We start from the raw sequence: 17,460 nt of genomic DNA, 5'->3' as shown, positions 1-17,460 counted from the left end.
TGTTGGGATCGCGCCGGTTCGTTCTTTTTAAGCGTGGCGGGTGGATTCCCCGGCCAGCACCGAAGCGTAGCCTTCGCGGAAGCCGGGGAACTGGAGGGTGAAGCCGGTGGCCAGCAGCTTGTCGTTGCGGATGCGGCGGTTGGCGGCCCGCCGCACCGCCGGCTCGGTGGCCTGCGGCGGAACCGGCAGGTTCAGCTGCTGGGCCAGGAAGGCGTAGATCTCGCCGACCTGGGCTGGCTCGTTGTCGGTGACCATGTAGATCGGTTCGGCCGCCGCGCCCAACTGCGCGACGTGCACGATGGCCTGGGCCAGGTCGTCGCGGTGGATGCGGTTGGTCCAATGGGATTCGAGCGGCATGCGGGCGCTGGCATCGCGCACCTGGTTGATCAGGTGGTTGCGCCCGGGACCGTAGATTCCGGAAGCGCGCAGGACGGTCACCGGCAGGCCGGAATCCAGGAACACCCGTTCGGTGTCAGCCAGCACCTCGGACGTGGCGCGGTTGGGGGCTACTTCGGTGGATTCGTCGATCCATTCTCCGTCGCCGCCGCCTGAAACTGCGGATGAGGAAACATAGATGAAGCGCTTGAGCTTCGGAGCCTGGTCCTGGAGCCGGGCGGCCAGCTCCTTGGCTACCTCCAGGTAGCTGCGGGTATAAGCCTCATAAGTGCGAGCCGCGGGGACCGGGGTGAAGACCACGACTTCAGTGTCAGGATTGATCTGCGGCCAGGAAGCCGGCTGCAATAGATCGACGTCCTGCCCGGTGAATTCGGAGGGAAGCTTGGAGCTGTTGCGGCGCCAGCCGGTGACTTCCGCGCCGGTGCTGGCAAAGCGCAGCCCTGCTTCGATGGCGACATCTCCGGCGCTGACTAGTAGAACGTGCACGTGGCTCCTTGAATGAAAACGAAGGGTGTTGCTTCTAGATTAGATTCAAGATCGATTGCACGCCCGATCACTCCTTCACATGAGTCAACCTTATGGCCAGAAGCGGGGCTGGAGTGGCCATGCAAGAATAAGCTAATGAATTCACGTATATGCACTGGTGGGCAGTCTGTCCTGCTTCGCCGCGTGGCAGACGAGATTCTTGGACTCAACGTCGCTCGTACACTTGTCGCCATCGACGGTGTCGACGGCAGCGGCAAATCGTCGTTTACCGAGGCCTTGTCGAAGCACATTGTAGGAATGCCTGTCATCGTCATCCACGCAGACGACTTTCTCCACCTGAAAGCAGTGCGCCACCGCAAGGGCAGAAATTCTCCCCAAGGGTTCTGGGCTGATACCTACGACTATGACGCGTTGGATCGATTCGTTCTTCGGCCGCTGGGGAAAGAAGGGGACGGAAACTATCGGCGGCGGGCTACTGACCATGAACAGGACCGCCGCATCGACGAGCCGGCCCAAAGCGCCCCCGCAAACTGCGTGGTGCTTGTTGAAGGAATGTTCCTATCACAGGGCTGAACTGAGGAAGCTGTGGGACTATTCGGTGTTCCTAGATGTTCCTTTTCAAGAAACTGCGCGGCGCATGGCGCTGCGCGATGGGAGCAATCCGGATCCGGAACACCCCTCCATGAACCGCTATGTCGGCGGCCAGCGCCTCTACTTCGCCGATTCGCAGCCGTGGAGCCACGCAACCCGCGTCGTGGACAATGCCGCGCCTGAAAAGCCGCGAATTATTCGGCCAGAGCAAACGAGCGCGGTTCGAAACGGTCAGCGGTGATCCTATTTCGCACATTGCGCAGACGTCGAGCCGGGCGCAACTGACGGATCCCAGGAGGGCCATCGTCGAATTGAGGTTGAGGGCGGAGGCCCGTAAGGAAGAGGAGACTTGATGACCGAGCAGCGAATTCTGCAGTGGGATGGCTATCCGAATGCAAGGGATTTCGGCTCCCTGCCGACAAAATTGAGCTCGTCAGGCGAGACGGTGCTGGGCCGCATTGCCCGAGGACCGCGGCGCGAACGAATGACCGCATCCGGCTGGGACGAAGCTGATGCGTGGGGCCTTCGCTCAATCGTGGATCTGCGGTGCCACTACGAAGTTGGAAAGCAGGACGGAGATCCTGTCACAGCTTCCGAGCGGCTGGCAAAGTATCGCATCATTGGCAGCCCCGTCGAGGATCATGCCGATGAGGAATTTCGCAGGCTGTGCTTCCCGATCCTCGATTCCCCGGAATACTGGGTTCACCACTGGAGGCTCCAGCCAGAGCTATTGCGGAATGCGTTTTCTGCGATCGCTGGGGCTGCTCCCGGAGTGCTTGTCCATTGCAGCGCCGGGCGAGACCGGACGGGAATGATCTCTGCTCTGCTTCTGGGCCACGCAGGTGTCCCGCCGGAGAGCGTTGCTGATGACTACGCGGCGTCGGTCAGGGCCATGGCTGGCGTTGACAGCCATTCGCCTACCGCAGATTCTCAGTCGGCATGGAAGCCGCAGCGGATCGATGCTTGGCTGGTGGACAAGCTGCCAATAGTGCGCCAAGCCGCCCGGAATGCCAGCGAAATACTGACTTCCCTCAAAGTTTCGGCGGCGGTCCAGGAAGCATTGCGGGCGAAGCTTCTCGACCAGTGAGAATGCCTGTACCCGCTTTTGGGATGCACCTGCGGAGGAGAACCGAGTACAATCTCAATAGTTCGAAAGTTTGTGCGAATAATTGAGATTGTGGCAGAGGTGAAATCTATGAGCAGCGCAGAGCCATTTGTGCCCGAGCCTTCCAGCGCTGGGCCGGTGCAGGCGGTAGCGGCCATGGGCTTCCCATCGCCTGCCCGCGATTACTTCGACGGCGGGCTGGACCTCAACCAGCTGCTGGTCAAGGACCGCGTCTCAACGTTCATCATGAGGGTTGGAGGGCACTCGATGCAGTCCGCCGGCATCTACGACGGCGATGAGGTGATTGTCGACCGGTCCCTGCCTGTACGGCACAACAGCGTGGTGGTGCTGAGCCTGAACGGGCAGATGCTCATCCGCCGTTGGCAGGTGAACGGCTCAAAAACCGGGCTGCTGTGCGATGAATCGCCCATTCCCGTAACCCTGGCCGAGGGCGATGAAGTCAGCATCTTCGGCGTCGTGACAAGGTGCCTGCACCATGTCCGGTGACCATGTAGCGCTGGTGGACGTCAACAACTTCTACGTTTCCTGCGAGCGGGTATTCGACCAGCGCCTGGTCAACAGGCCGGTGGTAGTCCTGTCCAACAACGACGGCTGCGTCGTCGCGCGGTCCCAGGAAGCCAAAGACCTGGGCATCGGCACCGGTGAACCGTTCTTCAAGGTGCAGCGCTATATACAAAGCCACAACCTGGCCGTGCGCTCCAGCAACTACGAACTCTACGGAGACATGTCGGCCCGCGTGATGGAACTGCTGGGCAGGTTCGGGACCTGGCACGAGGTGTACTCCATTGACGAATCGTTCGTAGGGCTGGAAGGCAACCTGGAACAGGTGCGCACCACCGCCGCCCAGATCCGGGCATCGATCGACAAGAGCATCGGCGTTCCAGTCTGCGTCGGAGTTTCGAGCACCAAGACGCTCGCGAAATTCGCCAACCATATTGCCAAGCGCAATGCGAACCTTGGCGGAGTCTGCGTGAGCGAACTGATGGACCAGGACGTCTTGGACAAGATCATGTCGCTGGTGCCAGCCACCGAGGTCTGGGGAGTCGGGCGGAAAACCGGAGCCAAGCTGGCCGGAATGGGGATCCAGTCCATCGCCGACCTCAAGGCTTCAGACCCCTTGGCGATCCGCAAGAAATTTTCCGTGGTGCTGCAGAGAACGGTATTCGAGCTCAATGGGCAGCGCTGCATCGGCCCGGTCGAGGAACGCTCGGACAAGGGACAGGTCATGTTCACCCGTTCCTTCTCCACCCCGGTGCGCACCCGCGAAGCGATGGAAGAAGTCATGTCCATCTATGCGCAGAAGGCCGCCAGCCGGCTTGCCCGAGAGAACCGCTATGCGAGCCTGTTGACGGTCACTGCCGGCACCAGCCGCTTCGCCAAGGGCGAGGCGTCCTTTCCCACGACCCAGGTCCGGCTGCGTCGTCCTACCCGGGACCCCATTGTGCTCACCCGTCTTGCCATTGCCGCGATGAACGAGCTGATGCGGCCGGGCGTTGACTACGTGCGCGGCGGAGTCATCCTTTCCGGCCTCAGCGACACCCCCGGCGACCAGCAGCTGGATCTCTTCGGGGAAGCGGCAGATCCCAAGGAACAGGAAAGCGCAAACGTCTCGCAGGTAGTGCAGAACATCTCGGCAAAATTCGGTGCACAGGCCATTGGGCTGGGGCGCGCTGGCATCGCCCAGGTGCCGGACTGGTCGATGAAACGCGAGCACATTTCGCAGCGCTTCACCACGCACTGGGATGAGCTGCCGGTGGTCAAGGCGTGAACCGGCGGCTGCGGTTCATGCGCCCGCTGTCTGGATAGAAGCTGAATATATCGGCAGGAATCCAAGAGTGTTCGCAGAAAGCAGTGAAAGAATGTCCGCATGACAACTCGTATCCGCCAGGTTGCCTGCTTGGGAATTCTCTCCGGGCTGCTGCTCGCCGGCTGCAGTGCTGCGCAGCCGCAAACTGAGAACACCCTTGCTTCTTCATCGCTGGGCACCAGCACTTCAACTGCCGAGGGGTCTACGCCTGAACCAACCTCGGAGCCAAGCTCAGGGCCCAGTTCAAGCAGCGAGGCCAGCACCTCGCCTGCCGTCCCCAGCAGCACGCACGGGACCGAAGCGCCGAAAACCATCGCAGAACAGGCACAGGCGCTGGCCCGGAAAATGAGTCCGAGTCAGCAGGCGGCGAGCTTGGTCATGGCAGGCATCCCGGCCGCCGGTGCTACTGATGGCGAGATCAGCCAGCTGCAAAAACAGGGCATCTCGAATATCTTCCTGCGCGGGCGGTCGCAGCTTTCAGTCTCCCAAACTGCCGAGCAGGTGAAAAAGGCCGCCGGTGCCTTGGAGCAGAACCTGCCGCAGGATCTTCCGGTCTGGGTTGCCACCGATCAAGAGGGCGGGTTTGTCAGGGTGCTGCAGGGTCCTGGATTCTCCGAACTGCCCACCGCCCAGAAGCAGGGGCAGTGGTCCCAGGCGACGCTGAAATCCCGTCTGGCAGGAGTAGGGGCGGAGCTGGTGAAAGCCGGCATCAACGTGAATTTGGCCCCGGTGGCAGACGTGGTGCCGAAGAGCATCGGCACCGCCAACGCTCCCATCGGCTACTTCGGCCGCCAGTACGGGGACAATGCCCAAGATGTGGCCAGCTCCGTGCTGACAGCCAACCAGAGCTTTGCCGAAGCGGGAGTACAGCCGGTGGTCAAGCACTTCCCGGGCTTGGGCAAGGTCACCGCGAATACCGACGTGTCCAGTTCGGTTACCGACAGCACCACCGGTGCCGACAGCCCGGACCTGGCGCCGTTCAAGAAGTCGATTGCGCAGGACTTGTCTTGGGTGATGATTTCCAACGCCCGCTACACCAAGATCGATGCCAAGAATGATGCGCCGTTTTCCTCAAAGGTGATCACCGGGCTGTTGCGCGAAAAGCTGGGCTATGAGCGCCTAGTCATCTCCGATGACCTCTGCGAAGCGCAGCAGGTTGAAAGCGTCCCGGTGGGACAGCGCGCGGTGAAGTTCGTCGCCGCCGGCGGCACCATGCCGCTGTGCGTGAATACAGAAAATTCCCTGGTGATGGCCAAGGCATTGGCCGACAAGGCGGAGGGCGATGCGGCTTTTGCCGGCAAGGTCCAGGACGCCGCAGCGCTGGTGCTGCAAGAAAAACTCCGCCAGCAGAAGTAGCGCCGCCGATAGGCCTGCCCCAAGACAGGTGAAGGCCCGGGATGCTTTCTTACTCGCTAGAAAGCAGCCCGGGCCTAGTCTATTGCCGGATCAGGGGGCCTGGCCCCGGATCCTTAGCGGATGGTGACCACCTGTGCGCGGTCGCCGGAGCCGTTGTGCAGGTGCAGCAGCAGCGCCTTGGCGTCCTTGGAGGTGTCAGCCACCGATACCGGAAGGCTGGTGCCCTTCAGATCGGTGAAGACCGAACCTTCTGCACCGAAGTCAACCTGAGGTGCGGTGACGTTGAAGTCGATCCAGTCGGTCTGGTCGACAGGAACCATCGAACCTGCTTCATCGGTGTTGTACCAGGAGTAGCCCAGCACGCGGTAGGAGATGTTCGACGCATCCTCGCCAAGACCCAGCGAAGCCAGCGAAACCGGGAGGATCGCGGTGTTGGTGTCGTAGCTGTTGGTGTCGATATCGCCCATCACGCCGTTCAGCGGCTGAAGGTCAACCTGTTCGCCGGTCTTCAGGTCGAAGGTGGCAACCAGATCCAGATCGATGTCATCCAAGATGGTGGTGAAGCTGACGAAGTCGGCCTTGCCGTCCTGGTCGACGTCGTATTCAACGTCCAGCTCGGTGCCGCCGGCAAGGTGCGCCCAGTTGGCCCAGGTGGAGATGCCGACGTTCAGCACGCCGTCAGCCACGCCGGTCTTCGGAGCGGTGCTCGAAGCGCCCACGTGCTGCAGATCCATGGCGCGTGCGCCCGGGATTGCATCGATCGACGCGTCGCCGCGGTCGCTGCTGGCGCCCAGTTCAAATGCGCCCAGCAGGGAAACTACCTGCGAAGCATCCTGGCCTGCAACGATGTCCTTGCCCTTGAGCTGCAGCTTGGTGGTGTTGTCACCCTTCTTCAGCTTGTCGGCCTTGGCGCTCATGTCGCTGGTCAGCTTTGGAGCCGCCTGGACGGGAACGCGCAGGGTAGGCGCGGTGCTGCTGCTCAGCTCGACGCGGCCGGTGGCATCAGCCAGCCAGGTGCGGGCCAGGCCCGACTGGGTGGCTTCCATGGTTGGATCCATGCTCTTGGCCCACTTCTTCGGGTCGACCTTCAAGGTGACCTTGATCTGTGCGCTCTTGCCTGCAGGCACGGTGACCGAGCTGCGGTCCAGGGTGTAGACGGCGCCCGGGATTTCGGTGGCAGGAACGTAGTTGACCTTGTAGGTCTGCGCCTTGCTGCTGGTGTTCTTTACGGTGATCGAACGGGTGGCCTTGTACTGGGCCTTGCCGTCGAGCTCAACCACGCCGAAGACCACGCTGGTCAGGGTAGGCTCCTGCGAATCGAAGGCGTAGGCAGGGGTGGAGATGGCCTTGTCGGCCATGACGCGGCCGGCGCCGACGCGGGTCGGGCCGTAGGCGTCGCCGTCTGCGTCCTTGATGTCGGTGGCTGCGGTGTTCATGACGATGCTCTTGGCCTGGGCCGGAGTCATGTCCTCATTGCCTTCAAGAACCAGCGCGGAGATGCCTGCCACCAGTGGGGTGGCCATGGAGGTGCCGGACATGACTGCAACGCCGTTGCCGGTGCCCACGCCGACCGAGCCGATCTGGGTGCCAGGAGCTGCAACGTCAGGCTTGACGATGCCGTTCGAGCCGTGCACGCCGCGCGAGGACGAGGCGTTCAGGGTGTCCAGCGAATCCGATGGGGTGGATGCCGCGCCGACGAAGTCAGCGGACAGGGTCACCTTCAGGGTGCCGGCCTCGGCTGCAGGGCGCAGCTTGTTCGAGTTGTCCAGGGTGAACTGGGCACCCGGGATGGTGGTGTTGCCGGCGATGCCTGCATCGAAGATGTTGGCTTCCGAATCCAGCAGCACGCCGGTGGCGCCTGCGGCTTCAGCATTGTTGAAGCGGGCCGCCGAGCCGCAAGGGAACTCGCCGTTCTCGCTCCAGGTCAGCCAGACCCACTTGCCGTCCAGGGAACCCGGCTCGAATGGCTCGCAGCCGAACTTGTTGTCGGCCGGCGCCATGACAGCCTCGCCCTTGAGCTTGGCAGGATCGGCGTTGGTGTAGTTGAAGTTTGCGGAGTACTGGCCTGCTGCGCTGCCTGCCACGTCCTCCGGCGCATCGACCTGGATCTTGTCCACGGTGACCATGGAGCCCACGGAGTTGGCGACGGTCAGCGAGCTCTTCGAGTTGCCCGGCGAGCCGCCCACGTCGGTGACGTCTGCCGCGTTGCCCGAAGCAACCACCGAGAGGATGCCTGCTTCGCTCAGTGCGTCGACGATGTCGTTTTCAGGGTCTTCCACAGGGGAGTGGTCCGAACCCAGGGACATGTTGACCACGTCGGCGCGGTCGGAGAAGTCGCCGTCGTTGTTTGGATCCAGCACGTAGTCAAGCGCCTGGCCCACCACGGCGGAGGAGCCGCCGCAGCCGAAGACGCGGATGCCGATCAGCTGTGCGTTCGGTGCCGAGCCGGGGCCGACCTTCATGGAGCGCACGTCGTCAGCCGACAGCCCGGAGTAGTCGCCGCCGAAGGTCGAGCCGTCCGCGTTGACGCCGTAGCCGGCTGCGGTGCCGGCAACGTGGGAGCCGTGGCCTGCGAACTCGCAGTCAAGCGGGTTGGGATCCGGCTTCGGGATCGGCTGGTAGGTGTCGGACTTGTTGTCCGCGTTGTAGTCGTCACCGACCAGGTCCCAGCCGCCGATGAACTTGTCGGGGTCGATCAGGCCGGAGTCTGCCGAAGGGAGCTGCTCGGAAGCCTGGGCCTTCTTGTAGGCTTCCAGGGTTCCCGGTCCGCCGAAGCTTGCGTGGGTGTAGTCGATGCCGGTGTCGAGCACCGCGATCTTCACGCCTTCGCCGGTCTTCTTCTGTGCGGTCCACGACTCCAGTGCGCCGGTGTCCACGACCGAACCGCGGTTCGACGGGGTCTTTGGCACAATGGCGCTGATCTTGGCGACGTCGCCGCGCTCAGCCAGCGCGCGCAGGTCGTCGGCGTCGCCGGTCAGCGCCACGCCGCGCATGGAGTTGGCGGTCGTGTAGATGACCTCGGACTTTGCCTGGGAGGCAAGTTCCTTACTCTTCTTCTTGACTTCGGAACGGATCTTCTTGACCTTGGCGGTGTCCTTGGACTTGCCGGTCTTCTTCACTTCCTGGAAGGCGCCTTCGCCCTCAAGCTGGACAAAGACCGAGACTTCGCCCGAGGCCTTGGCCAGTGGGCCTGCAACCTTTCGGTTTGCCAGGGTGTCGCTGCTGGTGATCGGCAGCGAAGCCGCCTCATCACCATTTGCGGGTTGTGGAATGCTTGCTGCACTTACCGGACCGCTGATGGTCACCGCCAAAGCCAAAGCAGTGGCAGATCCCAGCAGAAGACGCGGAAGTTTCTCAGTGCGTCGTGTGACCATGATTCTCCTAGCCGAGCTGGACAGCGGAATAACACCCGTTAACGGGCGGCCGATACGACAAAGCGATGCGGGCGATGATGATCGATCCAGGGCCCGGCGTCCGCTGAAGCGCCAAAGTCCCTAGTTTGGAATCATAGGTGACCCAGCTCATATATCAAGGGGTTGTTGAATAATGTCCGAAATCGCCAAGGAACTGTAAAAGTAGGATTTCATAGTTGGATCCTAGGAATTCCAAGTGAAAGCCGAGAATCCGGCCCCTGGCCAGCGTCGATATTTTTAGAGTTATTCGACGCATTGTTACCGGTCGGTCAACAACCTGCAAAAGAAAAAGTGCTGCCAGCAAAAGCTGGCAGCACTTGGCCTACACCCTGTTGATGAAGGCGTTGACGCGTTCATCAAGCATGTCGATCCTCTGGGCAACGACGACCATCGGATCGGGGTTGATCGGATCCTTGGGAGGCGGGATGCGCACGTTCGAAGAGCATTCGAAGTGCAGGCAGATGAGGGTGCCTAAGGTGTTGCCGTCGCGGCCCGACTGCCCCGAGCGCCGTGTCGTGAACATGCCAACCGAACAAGGAATTGTTACGTCGCGGCACATCTCGCACATGGCTGAGCTGCCGGGCTTGCGCCCGCCTTCGGTGACGCGCAGCAGCAGGCCGCGGGTCTGTCCCTCGGAGTCGGTGTAGATCATGTAGCCGCGCTGCGGCATCTTGGGATCGCGCCAGCCCAAGTAGTCCAGCTGGTCCCAGTCAAGGGTGGAGAAGTTCTCCGGGAGGGTGAGTTTCTTCGCTTCCTGGCGGCTGGCGTTGATGAAGCTGGAACGGATCATTTTTTCGGTCAATGGCTGCATGGTGTGTCCTTGGAAAAGTTCTTTTGCCGCAAGGCCTGTGCCTGGCGGGTCAGCGCATGAAGGTGCGCTGAATGAAATAGCAAAGAAAGGTCCCCATGCTGGAGGAAGTCCAGGGCATCACCGAAGGGCGGTCAACCGATATGGATCGGCGCCGGAGTTATTCTGCGATGGCCCCGTCCGCCGCGGGGACGAACGGGTAGAGCATCAAAGTGGCTTGCATAGCCGACCGCCCTTTCCCGTGTCCAGACACGCAACTAATTGAAAATCCTCAACTAGCCTAACAACTTAATTCGCTGGCTTCCAAGCCCAGAGCGCTTAGATGAGACGAAAAGAACGCCGGCAGACCGCTGTGGTCCACCGGCGTTCAACAAGCTGCAGCTAGGATTTAGCGGCGGCCGCCCTGCCACAGCGCGTCAAACGGGGTCTTGCCCGAAACGCGGTTGCGGATGCCTTCGGTGACGAAGGCCTTGGCGGCGCGTGCCGCTTCGAGAGGGGAAGCGCCCTTGGCCAGTTCAGCGGTGACCGCTGCCGCCAGCGAGCAGCCTGCGCCGGAAACGGCGACCTCTCCGACCTTCTTCTCGCGCAGCACCTCAAGGGTGGTGCCGTCGTAGAACACGTCAACAGCGTCCTCGCCGGCGATGCGCACGCCGCCCTTGGCCAGCACCGCAGCACCGGAGATCTCGTGGATCTTCTTGGCCGCGGCAATCAGGTCCTCTTCGGAGGAAATGGTCATTCCGGAGAGCTGCTCGGCCTCGAAGTGGTTCGGAGTGACGAAGGTTGCCAATGGCAGAAGGTTTGCCTTCAGCGCCTCATCGGTGTCCAGTGCGTGGCCTGGCTCCTGGCCCTTGCAGATCAGGACCGGGTCAAGCAGCACGTTGTCCCACTGCTGGGACTTCAATGCGGTGGCAACGGTGTTGATGGTTGCCGGCGAACCCATCATGCCCAGCTTGACGGTGCTCAGCTGGCCTTCGTAGCAGGTCTGGATGGCTTCCAGCTGGTCGGCGATGACTTGCTGGTCAACTGGCACGAAGCGGTGGTTCCAGGAATCCTTCGGGTCGAAGGAGACGATGCAGGTCAAGGCAACGATGCCGTAGGTGCCCAGCTCCTGGAAGGTCTTCAGGTCGGCCTGTGCGCCAGCGCCGCCGGTAGCTTCAGAACCTGCGATGGTCAGGGTGAAGGCGGGGCTGCTTGCGGTGTTTGTATTAGTCATAGTCCCAAATGCGGTAGTGCGGGTTGAAGAGGATTAGCCCTGTTGCCAGAAGCTCAAGTCGGTTGCCTTTGACCAGCCTTCGGCGAGGTTCGCTGCGTTCTGGCTGGTTGCGACCAACAATAGCCATGGTAAACCGTGGCCGAAGGCGGCGCCTGCAAAATTGGCGAGGACCGCACGGCGGGCAACATCGGGGTCGCTTGGCGCGTAGAGGTCTGGATCGGAGAGCAGCCCGAAGGTCGATCCATAGTGCATGCGGCCGCGGGCAACCGGGCGGTCGAAGTCGGTGATCTCGACGACGTCGTAGTCATCCATTGGGGCTTCAAATAGTGCGGAGGTGTCGGGGAGCTTGACTACCTGTTCAACGTCGTCGGGTTTTCCTGCCAGGAGCGCCATCTTTGCAGATTCGTTCCAGCCTGCGCTGCGCAGGGCGGCTGCGGTCTGCTCGTTGGGAGCACCGAGGAAGATCAGGCGCTGGGCGTCTGCCGGTGCACTCCATGAGGCGTCCGGCCAGTAGCTGAGGATTTCAACGTCTTCGCCGTCGTGGTTGACGGAGCGGATTTCCCCCGGCTTCGGAAATGACGCTATGCGGTCGCGGAGCAGGGCGTAGGCCTCGGTCCAGGCAGGCAGTGCACGTGTCGTACCGCTCATTGTTATTCGTACTCCTTCGAAGCTAGACAAAGCCCAGTGATAACTTCGACTTTACGCCTAAAACCCGCTTGCTTCTGTATGTCCGCTGACAACGAACTGCGAGGCGGAGCATGCGGCTGCAGCGAAGCTGGGCTTGCGCACGGTTCAGGAGGCGCGGGCGGCTGCGGACTTGTGGTCGCCGGAAGCAGGCTCGTCGTGGATGTCTTTCCCGGAGTCCAGCAGGGACAGGACGTCTTCGAACAGCGAACGGACCACGGGAAGCCGGCAGAGGACTGCAAATTTGGCAACTACCGGGGCGGTGTTCTTCATCAGAAGCTTTGACCGGCGGTGGTCCTTGGAATTGTCATAGGCCCACGCGGTGAATACCTGGTTGGAGAGCAGCCAGAGAAACCGCGGCAGATCGCGTCGAATGCCCAGTGGCGGCAGCGGGCGGGAACCGGCGACTGCCTTTTCCCAGAGTGACAGTTCAATGTGCGCGATTTCCTCGTTGGCCGCTTCGCGGGAAAGCAGAACTTTGAGGAATGTCGGGCCGAAATCGTGATAGGGCTCCATGACTTCCAACGCTGCATCGTAGACAACTCGGATATTGCTTTCGAGGGTGTTTCCCTCGTCCAGATGGGCAACGCATTTTTGGAGCTGCTCTGTGCGCAGATTCAACAGCAGCTGGGCGACGATGTCTTCCTTGGACTGGAAGTAATAGTAGGCGTGCGAGAGCGACACCCCGGCGCGGGCAGCGATCACGCGCATGCTCGAAGCTCGGTACCCCTGAGCCGCGAAGCATTCCAGCGCGGTATGCAGGAGCTTGGCCTGGGTGGCCTGCCCCTTGTGAGTCCGTGGCTGGCTTTTCATCGACTCCCTTGATCCTGTGTTGATTCACCCCAGTGTACCCATTATTTGAACGCGTTCAAAAACTTGAAAAATCTCTGCGGAAGTTCGGGAGCCGGGTCACGTTGGTTCTTGATACCTCGATTTTCTTTTCCAAAGAACTACTAGTGAAGTGTTGAATTTCGAAAAAACAGCTTCTTAATTACTCGTTGGTATGAAGTAGGTCACGGGTTGTGAAAATTTGCCTCATGGGATACTTGAATCAGCAAGTGCTAATACAGCGAGGCCAGCTGCAGATCAATACCCGGCGGAAAAGAAATCGACGCTTATCGGGATTCGGCAGACCGGCCTTGGCGAACCACTTTGACAAGGAACAATCTCATGGGCGATCTCAACGCCAAAACCGCGGCATCCCGCGTTAACAAAGCAGTCTTTGCTTCAGCAGGCTCACCATACTTTTCGACAGTTCTCGCATTGATGAGCGCGGTAGTCATCCTCTCGAATATCGGCGCTTCCAAGGGCGTAACCCTCGGCCCGTTGATTACCGACGGCGGGTTCTTCCTCTTCCCGCTGGCCTACATCCTCGGAGACGTCATCTCTGAGGTCTACGGATTGAAGGCTGCCCGCCGCTCGATCATCACCACCTTCGCACTCGCCTTCTTTGCTGTTGCCAGTTTCTGGGTCATGATCCAGCTGCCAGCCGCAGATTTCTATGACGGACAAGAGGCGCTGGAACGTACCTTGGGGCCGATCTGGCAGATCGTCATTGCCTCGGCGGCTGGCTTCCTAGTAGGCCAGCTCGCGAATTCCTGGGTCTTGGTCAAGCTCAAGGAACGCACCGGAGAGCGCGGGCTCATTGCCCGTTTGATCGGGTCCAGCGGCGTGGGAGAGTTTCTCGACACCCTGATCTTCTGCGCTATTGCTGCCCCGGTGATCGGAATTACCGACAGCGGAAACTTCATCAACTACGTCCTGGTCGGCTTTGTCTACAAGACGGCGGTGGAGATTCTCTTCGTCCCGGTGACGTCGCTGGTGATCCGCTGGTTCAAAAAACATGAACCGGACTATGCGCAGAATCTAGTCCCTGCGAACTAGCTGAAGAATCATCACTTGGGCCGATCCGGCGCCGGAGGGTGGCTCGCTAGGCTGAAACCATGGATACAGGTCAAAACCAGCACATCTTGATCCAAGCCAGCGACCTGACCATCGGCTATCCGGGCCGGGTCATCTGCGGTCCGATCAGCCTGGAAATAGGCGCCGGAGCAGGCCTGGGAGTCATCGGGGTCAACGGCAGCGGGAAATCCACGCTGGTTCAGACCATCCTCGGCGCACTGCCAAGCCTTGGCGGAACCGTCGCCTACAAGGGACGCGAGCTGAATGAGAATTCTTTAGAATTTCGGCAGAACGTGGCGGTCCAGGCCAGCGACGGCGCATTTTTCGAAGAGCTCACCGTGGCTGAGCACCTGGAAATGACAGCTCGCGGACACGGCCTCGCATCATGGAAATCCAAGGTGGGCCGGGAGCTGGAATTCTTCGACCTGCAGGACCAGGCGCAGAACCTGCCCTCGGAACTATCTTCCGGCCAGCGCCGCAAGCTGCTGCTCGCGGCAACCCTGATCCGCCCTGCGCAGATCTTGATCCTGGACGAGCCGGAGCAGCGCCTCGATGTGAAAATCAGGCAGCGCCTCTATGACAGGCTGGGCGAATACCGCAGGGACTCGGTGGCGATACTGGCAGTCACCCATGACCCGATGATGCTTCGCAGCTGCCTCGACGAGGCATTCCTCATGGACTCAGACCAGGGTCAGCTGATGGCTGCGGCCCATGGAGCGCAGTGGCTTGAGCGCTGAAACAACACCACGGGAGAGCATCGCCTACGACCCCTCGCAGGTGCTGCGCAGGGTCCGCACCGGAAGGACGTTCGCCGAACGCTTTGACGCCTTCTCGGACATGTACGTGTGGGCTTTGGCCGCGGTAGTTGCCCTGACCTACCTGACAAGCGCCCTCTATGGGGCGATTTTTGTCATGATCGGCCAGGGGGTGCCGCATCTGCTGCTGCCCACCGCGATCTGGGATGTGGATGCGCTGTCGGTGTTCCTCCTGCCGGTGATGCTGGCGGCAGTCTTCCGATGCATGCTTTTCACCGGCCCGCTGGGCCTGGCGCAGGAAAAAGCCGACTGGTGGCTGCCGCTGCCAATCGACCGGCAGGTTCTGCTGCGCCCCGCATGGCTCAAGGCGCTGGGACTCGGGGCCAGCAGCTCGGTTTTTCTTGGCCTCCTATGGTTCCTTGCCTTCTTCGGCGTGGGTCGCGAATTCATGCCCGCGGTCTTCGGCCTGGGCATGGTGTTCTTTATCCTGATGGGACTCGGGCTGGCGGCGACCGCGGCCGGGGTGCAGATCCGCGGGCGCCAGGTCGTGGCGCGCAGGATCAGCAGTGCTGTAGCGGCGGGTTTGGCGGCGACGGCCGCCGCGCTGGCCGCCTTCGGCTCCTCGGACAGCGCGGCCAGCCTGTTGGGGAGTGCAGGGTTGTGGCAGGTGCTGGCGGTGCTGTCCGCAGTCTTCTGCTGTGCCGGGACCGTGTGGGTGCTCAGGGGCATTGCGGGCACCCCGGGAGCCGCGCTGCGCGAAGGCGGAATACATCAGCAGCAATTAGCCGGCCTACTGATGCAGGGCGATGTCCGGGCAGTTGCCACGATGAAGCCTGCGGCACCGGCCTGGCGTGCCTTCAGCGCCCGGTTGACCGGCAGGCTTCCCGCCGCGCAGCGTGTGCTGGCGCTGCGCTGGCTCCGTTCGGGCCTATGGAAACCTGCCGCGTCGATATCGGCTGCCGCACTGGCCGCCGTACTGCTGGTCCGCGATGTGGCCAACCCGCTGGCCGCCTGCCTGCTGCTGGCGGTGCTGCTGGGAGTGCTGAATTCCAGCCTGGCTGAGGCAGTCAGGCCGGTGGCGACCCAGAAGGAACTGGGAGAGCTGCTGGGGCGCACGTCGTTTCAGATCCACCGCACGGCCTTGGCATTCAGCGCAGTGGTGGCCGGGGCAGCCCTGCTGCTGTGGTGCGCGGGGCTGGGAATGCTTGGCTTCCTGGAGGCCGCCGCCTGGTTCAACTGGCTGCTTGGCGCACTGCTGTGCGCCGCCGCACTGGCATCTTCTGCACTGGCTCATGCTCAGCGCGGGGAACGCGACTGGGCGCAGCTGTTCAGCAATGCAAGTACGGAAATGAACATGTCTGCGTTCCTGCTGCAGGAATTCATGACGCTGATCCGGGCGCTGGCCTCCGGGGCGGTGCTGTACTACGTGCTGCTGGCCCCCGCGCTGCCGGTGCCATGGGGCATCTGGGCGATTGCCGCGTTGTGCGCAGCCCCCGCGATCAGCAAGTTCTTTAGATAGCCGCCCTGAACGCAGCAATGCGGGCCCACTTCAGTGGACCCGCATGGTAGTTGCGTGCTGCTAGGCGGCTGGCTGGCCCTGTGGGTCCGGCTTGCCGGCGTAGTAGCTGGAGAGCACCTGCTCCTTGAGCTGGAAGAACGTGCCATCCTCAATGGCCTGGCGGGCCGACTCCACCAGGTTCACTGTGAAGTGCTCATTGTGGATGGAGATCAGCGTGTGGCTGAGCAGCTCCTTCGCCTTGTACAGGTGGTGGATGTAGGCGCGAGTGAAGTTCTTGCAGGCATAGCACTCGCAGCCCTCAACCAGCGGGGTGAAGTCGCGCTTGTAGCGTGCGCCAGAGAGGTTGAACCGGCCCCAGGGGGTGTAGAACGCGGAGTTGCGGGCCACGCGCGTGGGGGAGACGCAGTCGAAGGTATCGGCGCCGTTCTCAATGGCGGTGAAGATGTCATCCGGCTCGGAGATGCCCAGCAGGTGCCGCGGCTTGTTCTCCGGCAGCTCCTCGGAGCACCAGCCAACAATCGTGCCCAGGTTTTCCTTCTCCAGCGCACCGCCGATGCCGAAGCCGTCAAATGCCATGGCTCCAAGATCCTGGCAGGCCTTGCGGCGCAGGTCCTCGTACTGGGCGCCCTGGATCACGCCGAACAGCGCCTGGTAGTCCTTGCCCTCGCGCGAATCGGTCAGCGAGAAGTGCTCGGCGATGCAGCGCTCGGCCCAGCGGCGGGTGCGCTCCAAGGACTCGACCTGGTAGCCGCGCGAGTTCTGCAGCGTGGTCAGCTCGTCGAAGGCGAACATGATGTCAGCGCCGATCTGGTGCTGCACGCCCATGGAAATTTCGGGGGAGAAGCGGTGCTTGGTGCCGTCCAGATGCGACTTGAACCAGACGCCGTCCTCGTCCACATTGGCCAGGCGCTCCTTGCCCGGGGCCACCGCGTCATCGGGGCCGGACTGGTCCACCGACTTCATGTCGATGACCTTCTTGAACCCGGAGCCAAGGCTCATGACCTGGAATCCGCCGGAGTCGGTGAAGGTCGGGCCGTCCCAGCCCATGAACTTGCCCAGGCCACCTGCCTCGTCCAAAATGTCTGCGCCGGGCTGCAGGTACAGGTGGTAGGCGTTGGACAGCGTCGCTTGCGCGCCCAGCTCCTTCACCTGTGCCGGGGTCAGCGCCTTGACGGTGGCCTTGGTGCCCACCGCAATGAATGCAGGGGTCTTCACTTCGCCATGGGGCGTGCGGATCACGCCGGTGCGGCCCAACATGGGTGAACCGTCTTCAGCGGTGAGTCGGGTTCCGACCTCGAAGCCGAATTCTTCCTGGCGCGGATGCTGATTACTGGGATCAAAGTTCTTCTGGGGCACGTACCAAGTGTGCCGTATTAAACACCCGGTGAGGAAAACGACAGTGCG

At 61.8% G+C, this 17,460-nt stretch carries 16 protein-coding genes; 9 read left to right on the top strand and 7 right to left on the bottom strand.

The window, feature by feature from the left end:
- Positions 1–27 precede the first annotated feature (27 nt).
- Complete coding sequence (locus AUR04nite_RS09265; protein WP_141364239.1) at positions 28–882, bottom strand: NAD-dependent epimerase/dehydratase family protein; 855 nt, start codon at positions 880–882, stop codon at positions 28–30.
- A 135-nt stretch (positions 883–1,017) separates the two neighbouring features.
- Between AUR04nite_RS09265 and AUR04nite_RS18300 the strand changes: the two genes are divergently transcribed.
- From AUR04nite_RS18300 to AUR04nite_RS09240, 6 genes are all read left to right on the top strand, one after another.
- Positions 1,018–1,455, top strand: a complete 438-nt coding sequence (locus AUR04nite_RS18300) for a nucleoside/nucleotide kinase family protein (protein WP_246055466.1) — start codon at positions 1,018–1,020, stop codon at positions 1,453–1,455.
- Positions 1,456–1,519: 64 nt separating this feature from the next.
- A complete protein-coding gene (locus AUR04nite_RS18295) occupies positions 1,520–1,714 on the top strand; it encodes a nucleoside/nucleotide kinase family protein (protein WP_246055465.1) in 195 nt (64 codons plus the stop codon).
- A 111-nt stretch (positions 1,715–1,825) separates the two neighbouring features.
- The gene (locus AUR04nite_RS09255; RefSeq protein ID WP_141364237.1) at positions 1,826–2,560 is read left to right on the top strand and encodes a tyrosine-protein phosphatase; all 735 of its coding nucleotides are present in this window, start codon (positions 1,826–1,828) and stop codon (positions 2,558–2,560) included.
- A gap of 108 nt (positions 2,561–2,668) precedes the next feature.
- Positions 2,669–3,085 carry a LexA family protein gene (locus AUR04nite_RS09250; RefSeq protein ID WP_141364235.1) on the top strand — a complete coding sequence of 139 codons (417 nt, stop codon included), beginning with the start codon at positions 2,669–2,671 and terminating at the stop codon, positions 3,083–3,085.
- Positions 3,075–4,367: a Y-family DNA polymerase gene (locus tag AUR04nite_RS09245; RefSeq protein WP_141364233.1), complete on the top strand. Its 1,293-nt coding sequence runs from the start codon at positions 3,075–3,077 to the stop codon at positions 4,365–4,367. Before AUR04nite_RS09250 ends, AUR04nite_RS09245 begins: the two co-directional genes overlap by 11 nt.
- 99 nt (positions 4,368–4,466) lie before the next feature.
- The gene (locus AUR04nite_RS09240; protein ID WP_141364231.1) at positions 4,467–5,762 is read left to right on the top strand and encodes a glycoside hydrolase family 3 N-terminal domain-containing protein; all 1,296 of its coding nucleotides are present in this window, start codon (positions 4,467–4,469) and stop codon (positions 5,760–5,762) included.
- 113 nt (positions 5,763–5,875) lie between these two features.
- On the opposite strand, the gene AUR04nite_RS09235 is transcribed toward AUR04nite_RS09240, so the two are convergent.
- The 5 genes from AUR04nite_RS09235 to AUR04nite_RS09215 all read right to left on the bottom strand — a co-directional run bounded on the left by AUR04nite_RS09235 (position 5,876) and on the right by AUR04nite_RS09215 (position 12,693).
- Positions 5,876–9,136 carry a S8 family peptidase gene (locus AUR04nite_RS09235; RefSeq protein WP_141364229.1) on the bottom strand — a complete coding sequence of 1,087 codons (3,261 nt, stop codon included), beginning with the start codon at positions 9,134–9,136 and terminating at the stop codon, positions 5,876–5,878.
- 361 nt (positions 9,137–9,497) lie between these two features.
- On the bottom strand, positions 9,498–9,986 hold the full coding sequence (locus AUR04nite_RS09230; RefSeq protein ID WP_141364227.1) for an FBP domain-containing protein: 489 nt from the start codon (positions 9,984–9,986) through the stop codon (positions 9,498–9,500).
- 385 nt (positions 9,987–10,371) lie between these two features.
- Positions 10,372–11,196, bottom strand: a complete 825-nt coding sequence (locus AUR04nite_RS09225; RefSeq protein WP_141364225.1) for a hydroxymethylpyrimidine/phosphomethylpyrimidine kinase — start codon at positions 11,194–11,196, stop codon at positions 10,372–10,374.
- A 33-nt stretch (positions 11,197–11,229) separates the two neighbouring features.
- Complete coding sequence (locus tag AUR04nite_RS09220; protein ID WP_141364223.1) at positions 11,230–11,844, bottom strand: hypothetical protein; 615 nt, start codon at positions 11,842–11,844, stop codon at positions 11,230–11,232.
- Positions 11,845–11,988: 144 nt separating this feature from the next.
- Positions 11,989–12,693, bottom strand: coding sequence for a TetR/AcrR family transcriptional regulator (locus tag AUR04nite_RS09215; protein WP_141364221.1), 705 nt, complete (start codon positions 12,691–12,693; stop codon positions 11,989–11,991).
- A 357-nt stretch (positions 12,694–13,050) separates the two neighbouring features.
- Between AUR04nite_RS09215 and AUR04nite_RS09210 the strand changes: the two genes are divergently transcribed.
- The 3 genes from AUR04nite_RS09210 to AUR04nite_RS09200 are packed head-to-tail and all read left to right on the top strand — an operon-like array spanning position 13,051 to position 16,056.
- Positions 13,051–13,764, top strand: coding sequence for a queuosine precursor transporter (locus tag AUR04nite_RS09210; protein ID WP_141364220.1), 714 nt, complete (start codon positions 13,051–13,053; stop codon positions 13,762–13,764).
- Positions 13,765–13,823: 59 nt separating this feature from the next.
- Positions 13,824–14,519 (top strand): ABC transporter ATP-binding protein, encoded by a 696-nt coding sequence (locus tag AUR04nite_RS09205; protein ID WP_141364218.1) that lies wholly within the window; start codon positions 13,824–13,826, stop codon positions 14,517–14,519.
- Complete coding sequence (locus AUR04nite_RS09200) at positions 14,509–16,056, top strand: hypothetical protein (protein WP_141364216.1); 1,548 nt, start codon at positions 14,509–14,511, stop codon at positions 16,054–16,056. Before AUR04nite_RS09205 ends, AUR04nite_RS09200 begins: the two co-directional genes overlap by 11 nt.
- Positions 16,057–16,116: 60 nt before the next feature.
- On the opposite strand, the gene tgt is transcribed toward AUR04nite_RS09200, so the two are convergent.
- Positions 16,117–17,412, bottom strand: coding sequence for a tRNA guanosine(34) transglycosylase Tgt (tgt, locus tag AUR04nite_RS09195; protein WP_141364214.1), 1,296 nt, complete (start codon positions 17,410–17,412; stop codon positions 16,117–16,119).
- Positions 17,413–17,460: the final 48 nt, after the last annotated feature.

Source organism: Glutamicibacter uratoxydans (assembly GCF_006539925.1).
In the GTDB taxonomy this organism is placed as follows: domain Bacteria; phylum Actinomycetota; class Actinomycetes; order Actinomycetales; family Micrococcaceae; genus Glutamicibacter; species Glutamicibacter uratoxydans.
This window is presented reverse-complemented; position numbering and strand designations above follow the sequence as displayed.

What these genes read in the sequence shown, in the direction of transcription:
- AUR04nite_RS09230 (WP_141364227.1), bottom strand. Translation starts at nt 9,986, where the DNA reads ATGCAGCCATTGACCGAAAAAATGATCCGTTCCAGCTTCATCAACGCC.
- AUR04nite_RS09215 (WP_141364221.1), bottom strand. Translation starts at nt 12,693, where the DNA reads ATGAAAAGCCAGCCACGGACTCACAAGGGGCAGGCCACCCAGGCCAAG.
- AUR04nite_RS09240 (WP_141364231.1), top strand. Translation starts at nt 4,467, where the DNA reads ATGACAACTCGTATCCGCCAGGTTGCCTGCTTGGGAATTCTCTCCGGG.
- AUR04nite_RS09235 (WP_141364229.1), bottom strand. Translation starts at nt 9,136, where the DNA reads ATGGTCACACGACGCACTGAGAAACTTCCGCGTCTTCTGCTGGGATCT.
- AUR04nite_RS09255 (WP_141364237.1), top strand. Translation starts at nt 1,826, where the DNA reads ATGACCGAGCAGCGAATTCTGCAGTGGGATGGCTATCCGAATGCAAGG.
- AUR04nite_RS09220 (WP_141364223.1), bottom strand. Translation starts at nt 11,844, where the DNA reads ATGAGCGGTACGACACGTGCACTGCCTGCCTGGACCGAGGCCTACGCC.
- AUR04nite_RS18295 (WP_246055465.1), top strand. Translation starts at nt 1,520, where the DNA reads ATGGCGCTGCGCGATGGGAGCAATCCGGATCCGGAACACCCCTCCATG.
- AUR04nite_RS09225 (WP_141364225.1), bottom strand. Translation starts at nt 11,196, where the DNA reads ATGACTAATACAAACACCGCAAGCAGCCCCGCCTTCACCCTGACCATC.
- AUR04nite_RS09250 (WP_141364235.1), top strand. Translation starts at nt 2,669, where the DNA reads ATGAGCAGCGCAGAGCCATTTGTGCCCGAGCCTTCCAGCGCTGGGCCG.
- AUR04nite_RS18300 (WP_246055466.1), top strand. Translation starts at nt 1,018, where the DNA reads ATGAATTCACGTATATGCACTGGTGGGCAGTCTGTCCTGCTTCGCCGC.
- AUR04nite_RS09205 (WP_141364218.1), top strand. Translation starts at nt 13,824, where the DNA reads ATGGATACAGGTCAAAACCAGCACATCTTGATCCAAGCCAGCGACCTG.
- AUR04nite_RS09210 (WP_141364220.1), top strand. Translation starts at nt 13,051, where the DNA reads ATGGGCGATCTCAACGCCAAAACCGCGGCATCCCGCGTTAACAAAGCA.
- AUR04nite_RS09245 (WP_141364233.1), top strand. Translation starts at nt 3,075, where the DNA reads ATGTCCGGTGACCATGTAGCGCTGGTGGACGTCAACAACTTCTACGTT.